Origin of the sequence: Parahaemophilus parainfluenzae (assembly GCF_001053575.1) — a bacterium.
In the GTDB taxonomy this organism is placed as follows: domain Bacteria; phylum Pseudomonadota; class Gammaproteobacteria; order Enterobacterales; family Pasteurellaceae; genus Haemophilus_D; species Haemophilus_D parainfluenzae_S.
Window position 1 is genome coordinate 1 of record NZ_JVSL01000013.1, and the last position, 13,326, is coordinate 13,326.

General features: G+C 39.6%; 15 protein-coding genes. 5 read left to right on the forward strand and 10 right to left on the reverse strand.

Annotated elements, in window-relative coordinates; translation table 11 throughout:
* Positions 1-398: hypothetical protein (locus AC979_RS10435; protein ID WP_049372633.1), on the forward strand; the 398-nt coding region annotated here is incomplete at its 5' end.
* Positions 399-432: 34 nt separating this feature from the next.
* Here the strand turns inward: AC979_RS10435 and AC979_RS01765 are convergent.
* Entirely contained in the window at positions 433-855 is a 423-nt protein-coding gene (locus AC979_RS01765; RefSeq protein ID WP_049372634.1) for a DUF1870 family protein, read from the reverse strand.
* Between the two features lie 43 nt (positions 856-898).
* Positions 899-1,165, reverse strand: a complete 267-nt coding sequence (gene acrIIC4 / locus AC979_RS01770) for an anti-CRISPR protein AcrIIC4 (protein ID WP_049372635.1) — start codon at positions 1,163-1,165, stop codon at positions 899-901.
* Positions 1,166-1,614: 449 nt separating this feature from the next.
* On the opposite strand from acrIIC4, the gene truA reads away from it, so the two are divergent.
* From truA to folC, 3 genes are all read left to right on the forward strand, one after another.
* A complete protein-coding gene (gene truA / locus AC979_RS01775; RefSeq protein WP_049372636.1) occupies positions 1,615-2,409 on the forward strand; it encodes a tRNA pseudouridine(38-40) synthase TruA in 795 nt (264 codons plus the stop codon).
* 65 nt (positions 2,410-2,474) lie between these two features.
* On the forward strand, positions 2,475-3,365 hold the full coding sequence (gene accD, locus AC979_RS01780; RefSeq protein WP_049372637.1) for an acetyl-CoA carboxylase, carboxyltransferase subunit beta: 891 nt from the start codon (positions 2,475-2,477) through the stop codon (positions 3,363-3,365).
* A 4-nt stretch (positions 3,366-3,369) separates the two neighbouring features.
* Complete coding sequence (gene folC, locus AC979_RS01785) at positions 3,370-4,674, forward strand: bifunctional tetrahydrofolate synthase/dihydrofolate synthase (RefSeq protein ID WP_049372638.1); 1,305 nt, start codon at positions 3,370-3,372, stop codon at positions 4,672-4,674.
* 49 nt (positions 4,675-4,723) lie between these two features.
* Here folC and AC979_RS01790 read toward each other — a convergent pair whose 3' ends face one another.
* Both AC979_RS01790 and argR read right to left on the reverse strand, forming a co-directional pair.
* On the reverse strand, positions 4,724-5,608 hold the full coding sequence (locus AC979_RS01790) for a TIGR01777 family oxidoreductase (protein ID WP_049372639.1): 885 nt from the start codon (positions 5,606-5,608) through the stop codon (positions 4,724-4,726).
* Positions 5,608-6,063 (reverse strand): transcriptional regulator ArgR, encoded by a 456-nt coding sequence (argR, locus tag AC979_RS01795; RefSeq protein WP_005698809.1) that lies wholly within the window; start codon positions 6,061-6,063, stop codon positions 5,608-5,610. Before argR ends, AC979_RS01790 begins: the two co-directional genes overlap by 1 nt.
* Before the next feature lie 186 nt (positions 6,064-6,249).
* On the opposite strand from argR, the gene mdh reads away from it, so the two are divergent.
* On the forward strand, positions 6,250-7,185 hold the full coding sequence (gene mdh / locus AC979_RS01800; RefSeq protein WP_005698784.1) for a malate dehydrogenase: 936 nt from the start codon (positions 6,250-6,252) through the stop codon (positions 7,183-7,185).
* Positions 7,186-7,507: 322 nt separating this feature from the next.
* Here the strand turns inward: mdh and AC979_RS01805 are convergent, their stop codons facing one another.
* From AC979_RS01805 to AC979_RS01830, 6 genes are all read right to left on the reverse strand, one after another.
* Positions 7,508-8,455 (reverse strand): ribose-phosphate pyrophosphokinase, encoded by a 948-nt coding sequence (locus tag AC979_RS01805; RefSeq protein ID WP_005698775.1) that lies wholly within the window; start codon positions 8,453-8,455, stop codon positions 7,508-7,510.
* 1 nt (position 8,456) lies between these two features.
* The gene (gene ispE / locus AC979_RS01810; RefSeq protein WP_049372640.1) at positions 8,457-9,380 is read right to left on the reverse strand and encodes a 4-(cytidine 5'-diphospho)-2-C-methyl-D-erythritol kinase; all 924 of its coding nucleotides are present in this window, start codon (positions 9,378-9,380) and stop codon (positions 8,457-8,459) included.
* On the reverse strand, positions 9,380-10,003 hold the full coding sequence (lolB, locus tag AC979_RS01815) for a lipoprotein insertase outer membrane protein LolB (protein ID WP_005698818.1): 624 nt from the start codon (positions 10,001-10,003) through the stop codon (positions 9,380-9,382). The genes ispE and lolB overlap by 1 nt, the downstream gene beginning before the upstream one ends.
* A 64-nt stretch (positions 10,004-10,067) precedes the next feature.
* Complete coding sequence (locus AC979_RS01820) at positions 10,068-11,312, reverse strand: multifunctional CCA addition/repair protein (protein WP_049372641.1); 1,245 nt, start codon at positions 11,310-11,312, stop codon at positions 10,068-10,070.
* Positions 11,313-11,373: 61 nt separating this feature from the next.
* Positions 11,374-11,982, reverse strand: coding sequence for a TIGR04211 family SH3 domain-containing protein (locus tag AC979_RS01825; protein ID WP_049372642.1), 609 nt, complete (start codon positions 11,980-11,982; stop codon positions 11,374-11,376).
* Between the two features lie 68 nt (positions 11,983-12,050).
* Positions 12,051-13,313, reverse strand: a complete 1,263-nt coding sequence (locus AC979_RS01830) for an inorganic phosphate transporter (RefSeq protein ID WP_049372643.1) — start codon at positions 13,311-13,313, stop codon at positions 12,051-12,053.
* Positions 13,314-13,326: the final 13 nt, after the last annotated feature.

Here is a 13,326-nt window from a genome sequence, read left to right on the forward strand (position 1 = left end):
GACTATCTAACATTTCTGTAAATATTAAAGAAGGGGCTATTCATTTAAGACGAGTGAATAACAGAGTTGAGTGTTCTTTCTATGCGGGGCGTTGGGACACTATTTCTTTTTACGGGAGCAGTAATCCTAAATTCACGAGGAAAAATCACGCCAAGCGAATGGATATTTTACCCCCTCCAAGAATACCAGTCGGCTTCCGTACACGCACACCTATTATGCTTCCATTTTATAGCGATGACGGTGATGAGGTTGCAGTAGTGTATGTTGCTAGTATAGGTGATAGAGCTTATATTGAATTAAGGTTCAGGGACAAAGTGCCAACAGCAGACCTTGATTATATGCGTATGCCTGTTATTAGTTGGATAACAGACGACCCATTCCCTGAAACTCTGCCTTAATCTAGAAGTTCCGCAACTTCTTCCATAACTCAAGCTATCTAGATGCAGCCCACATTGCTCTAGATGGCTTACTATCATTCAGCATATTCTCACTAATGAACCGTTCAAAATCCTGCTTGTCAAACTCAACTAATCTAGCTCCAAAGTCTAGCGATAGAGTAGAGGCGAGAGATTGAGAAAATCGCCACTCAAGAACACTCTCGCAGTGTTCGGGAGTTTTGTAATAAATAACAGAGATGCCTTTCGCTTCCTCTCCCATATTATATACTTCTGCGATAATTTCTCTTCTTCGCACGAGCAAAGAGTTAATCAATTCTTCAACATCTGGCTTAATAGTTCTTTGTCCATTTTCCCAATACTCCCAAGAACGCTTGCTAACCTTACCAATATGTTCGGCTGCCTCAACAGTCGATAATCCTAATAGTTTTCTCGCGACTTTTAATTCAAGTGGTGTCATGGCTTAATCCTTATAGGAAAGCCGTCATTTGACGGCTCTTTGCTTAAAATTGAATACCTTGTTTCTCTGCTAAGTCGATAGCTTTCTGTAACTTTTCAACCGCCTCATTTACTGCTTCTTTGTTAAATTTCTCAGCTAATTCTTTTGAGTAATTTTCATTTTTAAAGAAATCTCTAGCAGAGCTAAATTGTTCAACTGCTGATTTAAATAAACCTTTAATCGGCTCTCTATGATTTTTCGGCAAAACAGAAAGTTTAGCAAAGTTTTCAGATGTTGCGATTGTAGCGAAGTTTGAAGATGTGATTTTCATAATTTTCTCCTTGAGATTAGAGTCGCACCATTGCGTTCTCTTTATGTGATGCATTATGTTCGCATTTAGCGAACAAGTCAAGAAAAGAATTGTAAAGATTTGTAAATTTTTTAATCTAACAATTCAGCGACTTCTTCCATATTCGGGGCGTAATAGACATTTTATAATATCTGAATGTCTTTACGCCTTATTTTATGGCATTATTACAGCCCTGTAACTTTCGTAGTTTCGGAAAAATATGTAAAGTTTCGGAAATAAACAATATTGCAGACACATAATAATCTGATTTTATTGATTTAAATTTGGTGTTTTAAAATTTGTACGTTTTGACTTCAAACGTGCTTAATTTTTAGCTTGTGATAAGAACACCAATAATGATGAGTTATTGGTGTTTTTTCTTTTCGGGCAAAGTGCGGTCAAATTTGAAATCGTTTTAGGAGTATTTTCCAATGAAGATAGCCTTAGGCATTGAATATAACGGAAAACAGTATTGTGGCTGGCAGCGACAAGAGAAAGTGCGTAGTGTACAAGAAGAATTAGAAAAAGCGTTATCTTTTGTGGCAAATGAAAAAATTGAAGTATTTTGTGCGGGCAGAACAGACTCTGGTGTGCATGGCTCGGGGCAAGTGGTGCATTTTGAAACCACAGCAGTTCGTCCAGAAAAAGCTTGGGCATTTGGTACCAATGCGAATTTGCCTGATGATATTTCAGTGAGTTGGGCAAAAGTGGTGGATGATGAATTTCACGCTCGTTTCTCGGCAACCGCGCGTCGCTATCGTTATATTTTGTATTGTAATAAATTGCGTTCAGCCATTTTGCCGGAAGGGATTACCCATTGCCATTTAGATTTAGACGAAAAGAAAATGCACCAAGCGGGGCAGTTTTTATTGGGCGAAAATGATTTTTCTTCTTTCCGTGCGGCACAGTGTCAATCAAATACCCCTTGGCGAAATGTGCATCATTTAAATGTGGTGCGAAAAGGGCAGTACATTATTGTGGATATTCAAGCGAATGCCTTTGTGCATCATATGGTACGCAACATTGTGGGAAGCTTGATTGAAGTTGGTGCCAGCAATCAACCTGTTGAGTGGATAAAATGGTTGTTAGAGCAAAAAGATCGCAAATTAGCGGCGCCAACAGCGAAACCCGAAGGCTTATATTTAGTCAATGTCATTTACCCTGAAAAATTTGCGATTCCACAGAAAAATTTAGGACCGTTGTTTTTAGAAGATAATCTCATCTGACTAGCAAATTTCGCTAAATTATGATTAAATACGCAAACTTTTCTAGTTAATAAAAAAGGTAAAAAATGAGCTGGATTGATAGAATTTTTAGCAAAGGAACCTCTTCCTCTGCATCACGTAAAGCTAACGTACCAGAAGGGGTTTGGACAAAATGTACCTCTTGTGAACAAGTTCTTTACGGTGAAGAAGTAAAACGTAATTTGTATGTTTGTCCAAAGTGCGGTCATCATATGCGTATTGATGCTCGTGAGCGCCTTTTAGCCTTGTTAGATGAAGGGTCAAGCCAAGAATTATCGGCTGATTTAGAACCAAAAGATATTCTTAAATTTAAAGATTTAAAAAAATATAAAGATCGTATTTCTGCAGCTCAAAAAGAAACGGGCGAAAAAGATGCGTTAATCACAATGACAGGTACACTTTACAATATGCCGATTGTTGTTGCTGCTTCAAACTTTAGCTTTATGGGCGGCTCAATGGGATCAGTTGTGGGTGCAAAATTTGTGAAAGCAGCAGAAAAAGCAATGGAATTAAATTGTCCGTTTGTTTGTTTCTCTGCAAGTGGTGGTGCTCGTATGCAAGAAGCACTTTTCTCCTTAATGCAAATGGCGAAAACCAGTGCAGTATTAGCAAAAATGCGTGAAAAAGGCGTACCGTTTATTTCTGTATTAACCGACCCAACATTAGGTGGGGTATCTGCAAGTTTTGCGATGTTAGGTGATGTAAACATTGCTGAGCCAAAAGCATTAATCGGTTTTGCGGGCCCACGTGTTATCGAACAAACCGTACGTGAAAAATTACCGGAAGGCTTCCAACGCAGTGAATTCTTACTCGAGAAAGGGGCGATTGATATGATCGTGAAACGTTCAGAAATGCGTTCAACCCTTGGAAACCTTTTAAGCAAACTCACTAATCAACCTTCACCTTTTGTTGAAGTAGAAGTTGTTGAACATGAGTAATACAATGAATTTAAAAGCCACTTCGCCACTCGCTGAGTGGCTTTCTTATTTGGAAAACAGTCACTTTAAAGCCATTGATTTAGGGCTAGAGCGTATTAAGTCAGTAGCAGAAGAATTGGACCTTTTGAATCCCGCACCTTATGTGATCACGGTAGGGGGAACAAATGGTAAAGGCACGACTTGTCGTTTGCTTGAAACCATTTTGTTAAATCATGGTTTGCGTGTTGGCGTGTATTCCTCACCTCATTTATTGCGTTATAACGAACGTGTTCGTATTCAAAATCAAGACTTGCCGGATGAAATGCATACCGCTTCTTTTGATTTCATCGAAAAGCATAAAACGCAGTCCCTCACTTATTTTGAATTTAGCACCTTATCAGCTTTGCATTTATTCAAACAAGCGAAGCTTGATGTCGTGATTTTAGAAGTAGGGCTTGGTGGACGTTTAGATGCAACCAATATTGTCGATAATGATCTGGCGGTTATCACCAGTATTGATATTGATCATACAGATTTTCTAGGTTCAACTCGCGAAGAAATTGGCTTTGAAAAAGCGGGGATTTTCCGTGCGAATAAACCGGTTGTAATTGGCGAACCCAATGTTCCGCAGCCTATGTTAGAACAAGCGGAGAAATTACATTGCCACGTTTCACGCCGAGATGTCACTTGGTCGTTTAAAGCCAATGAGCAAACTTGGATGTGGCAGAGCAATAAAGTGCGGTTAGAAAATCTGCCGTTTTGCCAAATTCCATTAGCTAATGCGGCAACAGCTTTGGCTGCTGTTGAACAGATGCCTTTTGATATTTCTGTCGAGACCATTAAACGTTCATTAATTGAAGTGGAATTAGTTGGTCGTTTCCAACAATTGAAAGGTAATCAGCTAGAAAAACTGGCAGAACGCTTGAATGTCCCTTATTCACAGTTACCAAAAGTGATCATCGATGTGGGGCATAATCCTCATGCGGCAAAATATTTAGCCGAAAAATTGACCGCACTTAAAACACAGATTTCAGGTCGTATCATTGCAGTTTGCGGTATGCTGAAAGATAAAGATGCGGAGTCGGTGTTTAACCAACTGACATCTGTTATTGACCAATGGTATTGTGTAACATTAGGTGGTTACCGTGGTCAATCCGGTGACGACTTAAATGCAAAATTAACAACAGTTTGCCCATCAGCAAAAAGTGTTTCTGAAGATTCTGTAGCTGAAGGTGTGCAAAGTGCGGTTAAAAATGCCGATAAAAATGACATTGTGCTGGTATTTGGATCCTTCCACACGGTAGGGGAATTTTTAGAATATTTAGCTTAATGGATATGAAAAATAATAAAGGCTGGTTTTGACCAGCCTTTTGTTTTTTTTAAAGTATTTTGTGAAAGTAATCATTTAATTCTGAGTATTGGAATGTAAATCCGCAATCTAACAAATGTTTTGGATAGGCATTCTGACTGTCTAATAGAATGCAAGCGCGTTCACCGAGAAGAGAAGTGAGTAAAAATTGAGGCACTTGAGCAAAACAAGGTCGATGTAACGCTTGACCTAATAATTGGTTAAAGGTCTTATTTTTAACCGGATGTGGAGCAGTAAAATTAAATTCACCTCCACAATTATTATGATCAAGTAAAAAGAGAAGGCCTTCTACCATGTCCTCTAACGCAATCCAACTCCAATATTGCTCGCCATTCCCTAATTTGCCGCCTAATCCGAAGCGATAGAGCGGAAGGATTTTTGCAAAAGCCCCTTCTTTTGGAGAAAGCACTAATCCCGTTCTGACTAAACAGACTCTCGTGTTGGCTTGTTTTGCTGTATTTTCCCAATCAATACAAAGTTGTGCGGTAAATTGACTACTTGGATTTGTCTCTTCAGTGATCTTGTCTTCGCCACAGTTTCCATAAATTCCCGTTGCAGAACCAGAAATCAATACAGGCGGATGTTCACTTTGGTTAATGAGTTGAACAATCTGTTGGGTTAAATCAATACGACTGTGACGCAGTTTCTCTTTTTGTTGAATAGTCCATCTTTTATCGAAGATGGGTTCTCCGGCAAGATTTATGACCGCATCAAAGGCATTTAAGTCTTTGAGTGTTGAAAGTGCGGTCAAAAATTGCGGTGTTTTTTCAGGAAAAACAGCTTGGGCTTTTTCAATAGAGCGAGTTAACACAGTAACGCTATCGCCACGTGAAAGTAGTGATTCAACTAAGGGTTTCCCAACAAATCCGGTTCCACCGGTCACTAAGATATTCATTATAGATTGCTTTCAAAGAGCGTTTGAATTTGTCCTAAAAGCGATTTAATTGTTGTGTCTTTTGTTGGTGTCACAAAAATGGTGTCATCTCCTGCAATCGTGCCTAAAATGCCTTCAGGTTTACCTATGGAATCCAATAAGCGGGCAATCAACTGCGCAGCACCTGGAGAGGTTTTAATGACGATAACGAAATCATTGTGATCAATATCCAAAACCAGATTTTTTAATGGACTGCTGGTGGCTGGTACACTTAATTCGCTTGGTAAGCAATACACCATTTCCATTTTCGTATTTCTCGCACGAACCGCTCCAAATTTGCTTAACATACGTGAAACTTTAGACTGGTTAATGCTTTGAAATCCTTGGTTTTTTAAGGCGTCAACAATTTCACTCTGAGAAGCAAATCGTTCTTGATGGAGCAGTTCTTTAAATGCTTTTGTTAATTGATCTGACATAGTTATTCTCATATAGGGGAATTTGCATAAGAATTGCATAAAAATTCATTTTAAGCAATTAAAATAAATTTACAGTTTGAAAAGTTTGAGCTAGATCTCATTATTGAATTTCTCTGTTTGTAATTTAATGGCTAAGACTTTAAAATTCTACCTAGTTAGGATTAATTAATACATGAGGAGTATTTTATGAAAGTTGCAGTATTAGGCGCAGCAGGCGGTATTGGTCAAGCATTAGCCTTATTACTTAAATTACAATTACCCGCTGAAAGTGAATTAGCACTTTATGATATTGCACCAGTGACACCAGGTGTGGCTAAAGATGTGAGTCATATTCCAACAGCGGTTAAAGTGGAAGGTTTTGCGGGAGAAGATCCAACACCTGCACTTAAAGGTGCTGATGTCGTTTTAATTTCTGCAGGGGTAGCACGTAAACCGGGTATGGATCGTTCAGATCTTTTCAATATTAATGCGGGTATCGTGCGTAACTTAATTGAACATGTTGCAAAAACATGTCCAAAAGCTTGTGTAGGCATTATTACCAACCCTGTGAACACGACTGTTGCGATTGCTGCAGAAGTATTGAAAAAAGCGGGTGTTTATGACAAACGTAAATTATTCGGTGTCACCACTTTAGACGTGTTACGTTCTGAAACATTCGTATCAGAATTAAAAGGCTTAAATGTTTCTCGTACAAGTGTACCCGTTATTGGTGGACACTCAGGTGTAACCATTCTTCCATTACTTTCACAAGTTCAATATGCTGAATGGAAAGAAGAGGAAATTGCACCATTAACAAAACGTATCCAAAATGCAGGTACTGAAGTGGTTGAAGCAAAAGCGGGTGGCGGTTCTGCGACACTTTCTATGGCTCAAGCGGCAGCACGTTTTGCGCGTTCATTAGTGAAAGGCTTAAGTGGCGAAACTGTGGTTGAATGTACTTATGTAGAAGGTGACGGTAAATATGCACGTTTCTTCGCTCAACCAGTTCGTTTAGGTAAAGAAGGTGTAGAAGAAATTTTACCAATCGGTACCTTAAGCAAATTTGAACAAGAAGCTTTAGAAGCAATGTTACCAACATTGCGTGCAGATATTGAATTAGGCGAAAAATTTATTAACGGTTAATTTAATTCTATTTCTAGAGAAGAGGAGCTGTATGCTCCTCTTTTTTTATACGAAAATGATTAAACATAAAAAAGTGAAGAAAAAGCGTGATTTAGCTCACAAATTTGAACATTGCTATTTGCAATATAAAGGACTTTGCCGTATTCTTAAATCACTAAAAACAAGTGCTATTTTTAAATAGCCGACATCTATTTTGCTTTCCGAGTAGTGCCCCAGTGGGGCACTTTTTTTGCCTTATTTTTAGTCTAAGCATAAAAAAGTGCGGTCAAAAAACACTGGATTTTCTGACCGCACTTTATAAAACGAATACTAAGCGAAAGAATTATTCAAACATTGCTGAAATAGATTCTTCATTGCTGATACGACGAATTGCTTCAGCAAGCATAGTTGAAAGAGTCAGCACTCGTACTTTACCAAGTGCTTTCATTTCAGGTGAAAGTGGAACGGTATCCGTTACCACGATTTCATCAATGGCATCGCTCGCTAAATGTTGTGCAGCTGCGCCAGAGAATACGGCGTGAGTTGCGTAAGCAAATACGCGTTTTGCACCGCGTTCTTTTAATGCTTCAGCCGCTTTACATAATGTACCACCTGTATCAATCATGTCATCCACAAGGATACAATCACGATCTGCAACATCCCCGATAATATGCATAACTTGTGATACGTTTGCACGTGGACGACGTTTATCGATAATCGCCATCTCTGTATCATTTAATAATTTCGCTACTGCACGAGCACGTACTACACCGCCGATATCTGGAGAAACAACGATAGGGTTTACAAGGTCGGTTTTTTTCAAGATATCATCAAGTAAAACAGGTGAACCGAATACGTTATCAACTGGCACATCAAAGAAACCTTGGATTTGCTCTGCGTGTAAGTCACAAGTTAATACGCGGTCAATTCCGACAGTGGAAAGTAAATCTGCTACCACTTTTGCAGTGATTGGCACACGAGCAGAACGCACACGACGATCTTGACGAGCATACCCAAAATAAGGAACAACGGCAGTAATACGGCCGGCAGATGCACGACGTAAAGCATCAACCATTACAATCAATTCCATCAGGTTGTCATTCGTTGGTGCACAAGTGGATTGAATAATAAACACGTCTGCACCACGCACATTTTCATTAATTTGCACTTGGATTTCACCATCGCTAAAGCGTCCAACAGTGGCATCGCCTAATGAAATGTAAAGACGTTCAGAAATCTTTTTCGCTAGCTCAGGCGTAGCATTTCCAGCAAAGAGTTTAATGTCTGGCATTTTATATAACCTCAGGTTGAGTGTAGATAGATTGGTTGGTCGAGAGTTGTTTCAACATCGCATGTAATGGTGAAACGTTTAATCCTTTAGCAACAAAGCCGAAAAATTCCTTCGGTTTTTGTTGGAAAACAGCTTGTGCTGATTTTTCATCATCAAATTCAGCAAAAACACAAGCCCCGGTTCCGGTTAATCTGGCTGGTGCATATTGTAGCAACCATAGTAGGGCTTTTTCAACTTCAGGATATTGAGTTCGCACGACTTTTTCGCAATCGTTTGCAAACGGTTGATTCAAAAGTTCGGCAAGGGATCTTTTTTCTGTATTGCGAGGCAAATTGGGATCGCTAAAGACCACCGCAGTAGAAATCGCAGTCTCAGGTTTTAGTACCACATAATATTTTTCTTGTGGTTCACAGTATTGGATTTTTTCACCTACGCCTTCTGCAAAAGCAGCTTGGCCATGAACGAAGATAGGCACATCAGCCCCGAGTTTTAATCCAAGCTCAGCAAGTTCATCAATAGATAAATGGGTTTGCCATAAATAGTTTAAAGCAAGGAGAGTAGTCGCCGCATTGGATGAACCACCCCCAATACCACCGCCCATTGGCAGAATTTTATCTAAATGAATGGTGGCACCGAGCGTACAGCCTGTTTTTTCTTGTAGTAGTGTCGCTGCGCGATAGATTAAATTTTGTTCTAGAGGTAAGCCAGGAATTTCTGGTGTGATGTGGATTTGTTTATCTTGGCGAATATTAATGGTGAGCCAATCACCGAAATCAAGAAATTGGAAAAGCGTTTGTAATTCGTGGTAGCCGTTTGGCAGTTTACCGTTTATATAGAGAAATAAATTGAGTTTTGCGGGGCTTGGAAAGCGGTTAGGCTTTCCAAGAGAAGTTGAAAGTGTGGTTGAAAAATGATGTGTTTTCATTAGAACGCCCATTCATCCACACGAATTTTTAGGGTTTGCGATGTACTTTTGTTCTTTAGCAGAATATTTTCAGGCATCGAATTATCTGCATGATAACTTAAGTAATCGGCTGTCCACATCGAGCCATCAAGTGGGTAGCTAAATTCGGATAAAAGATGATTCGTTCCAACTTGGTAATCTGCGTTATCCGCTGGCTGACCTTTTAACCAATAAGATAAATGCTCTAATGGCACATCCATTCCGATGATTTCGCGTAACAATAATTTGGCATTTTTATCAGATTGTTGGTTGCCTTTATTATCTGAAATCGTCATACCGTTTGGATGCATTTCCATAGTTAGTGTTGTTTTGCTAATCAGAGAATAAAGTTTTAACTTATAGGCTTTCGGGTTTTGATATTGCCACTCAAAGCGACTCGAAAAACGCTCTTGTGGACTGATGTAACCAATTTGTCCTTTGGTGCTATAAGATTGAATTTGTTTGATTTTTTTGAGGTGCTGTTGCCACGTAATATCGTTTTTATCGATATGCTGAACATCTGTTGGGCGCTCTGCATCAAGAGTACAAGCGGATAAGATCACACTTGCAAATACAGGTGCTAGAAGAGATTTTAATAATTTCATAACAAAATATTTACTAAAAAATTGCACATATTGTAAGGGTTAGTTTACTTTTAGTAAAGATGGATTAAGCATTTAAGCGTGTTTTCTCCGCTTTCACCGCGGTAATTCTTCGACGCGTTAATTCATCTCGAATACCTTGTTTTTCAAAACCATCTGCAATGACTTGCTGTACATCAACAGCAAGGGCAGCTTGATAAAGCGCTTTGAGATAATCAATTTGCGGATATTCTTTATTTTCAAAACCCGTTCGCCCGCGAGTATCAGATAAACATACTAATAGAAATTCTTCGAAGCGCTGAGGTTTACGCCAAACATCAAACGTATTAAAGAGTTTCACCACTGTTTCAGGGCGAAGTTCTAAGGCTTTATGCACATGCGTATGATATTCACAAGTTAATTCGGCTAATTCTTGAATATAATTAGGCACTCTAAGGCGTTTGCATAATGAGCGAGTTGGTTTAATCCCAGCTTTTTCATGACCATGATGACTTGGCCACATTTCTTTTGGTGTAAGGGCTTTACCTAGATCGTGACAAATTGCTGCAAAACGGACCGCACTTTTATTTAAATTGGTATTTTCTGTGAGTTTAACCGCTTGCTGCAATACGAGCATGGTATGAATAAAGCTGTCAATTTCAGGGTGGTATTTGGCTGGATTCGGTACACCATCTAAGGCGGCAATTTCAGGGAAGAGCACTTTGAGCGCACCAATTTGATGCAGCGTTTCAAAATAAATTTCAGGATGCGGCTCATTTAATGCTTTTTCTGTTTCCATCCAAACACGTTCAGCAGTTAAGTGCATAAGTTCGCCTTGTTCTGTGAGTTCAGCCATTAATTTAAGGGTTTCTTTGGCAATTGAGAAACCTAAATGATGAAAGCGAGCAGAGAAGCGTGCGACACGCAATACACGCAGTGGATCTTCATCAAAAGCGGGCGAAATATGACGTAAAATACGTTGGTGAATATCTTCTACGCCATGATAAGGATCGTGCAGCTTGCCATCTTTGTCTTGGGCAATGGCATTAATGGTGAGATCTCGACGAATTAAATCTTGTTCAAGCGTAATCTCATCTGAAAAATCACAAATAAATCCAGTGTAGCCTTTGCCTGATTTTCGTTCTGTACGGGCAAGTGCATATTCTTCATGGTTTTCAGGATTGAGAAAAACGGGGAAGTCTTTGCCAACTTGTTGGTAACCTTGAGCTAACAACATTTCTGGTGTAGCGCCTACGACAACCCAGTCACGATCTTTAATCGGCAAACCTAAAAGTTGATCACGTACTGCACCGCCGACAAGATAAATTTCCATTTTGCTCTCCCGTCAAAATATAAAGAAAAGGTAGGCAAATGCCTACCTCAATGATGAATCATTACCAGCTATCACGGCGTTTACGTCTAGGTAAAATGTGAGGTAATACAAGACCGATTAACAAACCTACGCCTAGTACCGAGCCGCCATAAATAAACCATTGAATCGCAATTTCACGTTTATTGGCATCAAGCATCGCTTCTAAATCACGATTTTTGTTTTTCGTCATTTCTAATTCACGTTTAAGTTGTGAATTTTGTTCAAGCAATTCACTGCTTTGTTGTTCCGCTTGTTTACTACGGCGTTGAATTTCGTTTGTACGTTGTTGCCAATCTGAATCGACGCGATTCAGTTTTAACGTTAATTCTTGTACCTGTGCTTTTAATTTTGGATTTTCTTCACGGCTACTTGGTGTAGTACTTAGTTCAGAGGTTAAAATCCAAGCTTCGCGATTTTTATTATCACGAATCAGGGTGTATTTTCCTTCTTGTCCTAAGACTGTTACCGCTTCGCCAGATTGGATTGCACCCGCGATCTTAAATTGATCACCTGCACCACGACGTAAATATGTGTTCAGATTTTCTGTCACATATTGCGTTTCAGCTTGTACTGTTCCAATGGTTGCTCCCAATAGAACACAAGAAAATAAAAGTTTGCTCACTTTTGACATAATACTTCCTAGATTCATGAAGAAAGTGCGGTCGGAAAATGAAACAAACCGCACTTATAATAATTATACTAGTGGAAAATCGCGCGAAGGATGTAGAAAATCACAATCGCAAAGAATGCACCAGCAGGCAACGTTACAACCCATGAACTAATGATGTTACGGATAACTGTCAAGTTAAGCGCCGCAATACCTCGTGCGAAACCGATACCTAAGATTGCGCCCACTAAAGTTTGTGTTGTGGAGATTGGTAAACCTGTACCTGATGCGACAACAACAGTCATCGCAGTTGCAAATTGTGCGGCAAAACCACGACTAGGGGTTAAATCGGTAATACCCGATCCTACGGTTGCCATTACTTTTTGTCCCATTGCGATAAGACCAACGGCGATACCTAATGCACCTAAAGGTAAAATCCACCAGGCTAAATCACCACCACTCAGGATTTTCCCGCCATTTTGCACGATTGATACCACAGAAGAAAGCGGACCAATTGCGTTAGCTACGTCATTAGACCCATGTGCGAATGCCATTGCACAAGCGGTTAGAAGCATTAAGATACTAAAAATCTTTTCAACCGATCCGAATGATCCTTTTCTTGCTTTTGCAGTAAATGTTTTGCTGCGGAAGTAGAAATGGCAGAAAATCATACCAACAACACTGATAAGCAATGAAATAACGAGCGTTTCATTGTTAGAAAGATTTAAACCAACGTGTTTTAACCCTTTCGCCATGGTCACGATACAAAGTACGAATACGGTAATCGCCATGTAGTAAGGCCCATATTTTTGTGCGTTTTTAAGTGGTTCTTCGGTATCGAAAATGAGTTTCTGGATACTGGCAAAGATGGTATAAGCTAAAAGTCCTGCGATCACGGGGGTGATAAACCAACTTCCAACGATCCCACCGATAGTAGACCAGTCAACAGAACTTGGGCCAATAGTAATACAAGCAAAACCAATTAAAGCTCCGATGATGGTGTGAGTACCAGAAACAGGCCAACCCATTTTTGTGGCGATAAATAACCAAGCACCTGATGCAAAGAGAGTAGAAAGCATTCCTAATGCCAATACATCTGGCATCTCGACAAATTGAGAGGGATCGATCACACCACTTTTGATGGTTTCTGTTACTTCACCGCCGGCTAAATAAGCCCCGGCAGATTCAAAAATGAGGGCAATAATAATGGCTTGTTTAGCTGTAATGGTACCCGAACCAACTGAGGTACCCATTGAGTTTGATACGTCGTTGGCACCAATACCAAATGCCATAAAAAAACCGAATACCGCGGTAATTAAGACTAACCACGAACCGTATGCATTAATAATTTCCATAGTGATTTCCTAT

What these genes read in the sequence shown, in the direction of transcription:
- AC979_RS01830 (WP_049372643.1), bottom strand. Translation starts at nt 13,313, where the DNA reads ATGGAAATTATTAATGCATACGGTTCGTGGTTAGTCTTAATTACCGCG.
- ispE (WP_049372640.1), bottom strand. Translation starts at nt 9,380, where the DNA reads ATGAAAACACATCATTTTTCAACCACACTTTCAACTTCTCTTGGAAAG.
- AC979_RS01765 (WP_049372634.1), bottom strand. Translation starts at nt 855, where the DNA reads ATGACACCACTTGAATTAAAAGTCGCGAGAAAACTATTAGGATTATCG.
- accD (WP_049372637.1), top strand. Translation starts at nt 2,475, where the DNA reads ATGAGCTGGATTGATAGAATTTTTAGCAAAGGAACCTCTTCCTCTGCA.
- truA (WP_049372636.1), top strand. Translation starts at nt 1,615, where the DNA reads ATGAAGATAGCCTTAGGCATTGAATATAACGGAAAACAGTATTGTGGC.
- mdh (WP_005698784.1), top strand. Translation starts at nt 6,250, where the DNA reads ATGAAAGTTGCAGTATTAGGCGCAGCAGGCGGTATTGGTCAAGCATTA.
- folC (WP_049372638.1), top strand. Translation starts at nt 3,370, where the DNA reads ATGAATTTAAAAGCCACTTCGCCACTCGCTGAGTGGCTTTCTTATTTG.
- AC979_RS01820 (WP_049372641.1), bottom strand. Translation starts at nt 11,312, where the DNA reads ATGGAAATTTATCTTGTCGGCGGTGCAGTACGTGATCAACTTTTAGGT.
- lolB (WP_005698818.1), bottom strand. Translation starts at nt 10,003, where the DNA reads ATGAAATTATTAAAATCTCTTCTAGCACCTGTATTTGCAAGTGTGATC.
- argR (WP_005698809.1), bottom strand. Translation starts at nt 6,063, where the DNA reads ATGTCAGATCAATTAACAAAAGCATTTAAAGAACTGCTCCATCAAGAA.
- AC979_RS01805 (WP_005698775.1), bottom strand. Translation starts at nt 8,455, where the DNA reads ATGCCAGACATTAAACTCTTTGCTGGAAATGCTACGCCTGAGCTAGCG.
- AC979_RS01825 (WP_049372642.1), bottom strand. Translation starts at nt 11,982, where the DNA reads ATGTCAAAAGTGAGCAAACTTTTATTTTCTTGTGTTCTATTGGGAGCA.
- acrIIC4 (WP_049372635.1), bottom strand. Translation starts at nt 1,165, where the DNA reads ATGAAAATCACATCTTCAAACTTCGCTACAATCGCAACATCTGAAAAC.
- AC979_RS01790 (WP_049372639.1), bottom strand. Translation starts at nt 5,608, where the DNA reads ATGAATATCTTAGTGACCGGTGGAACCGGATTTGTTGGGAAACCCTTA.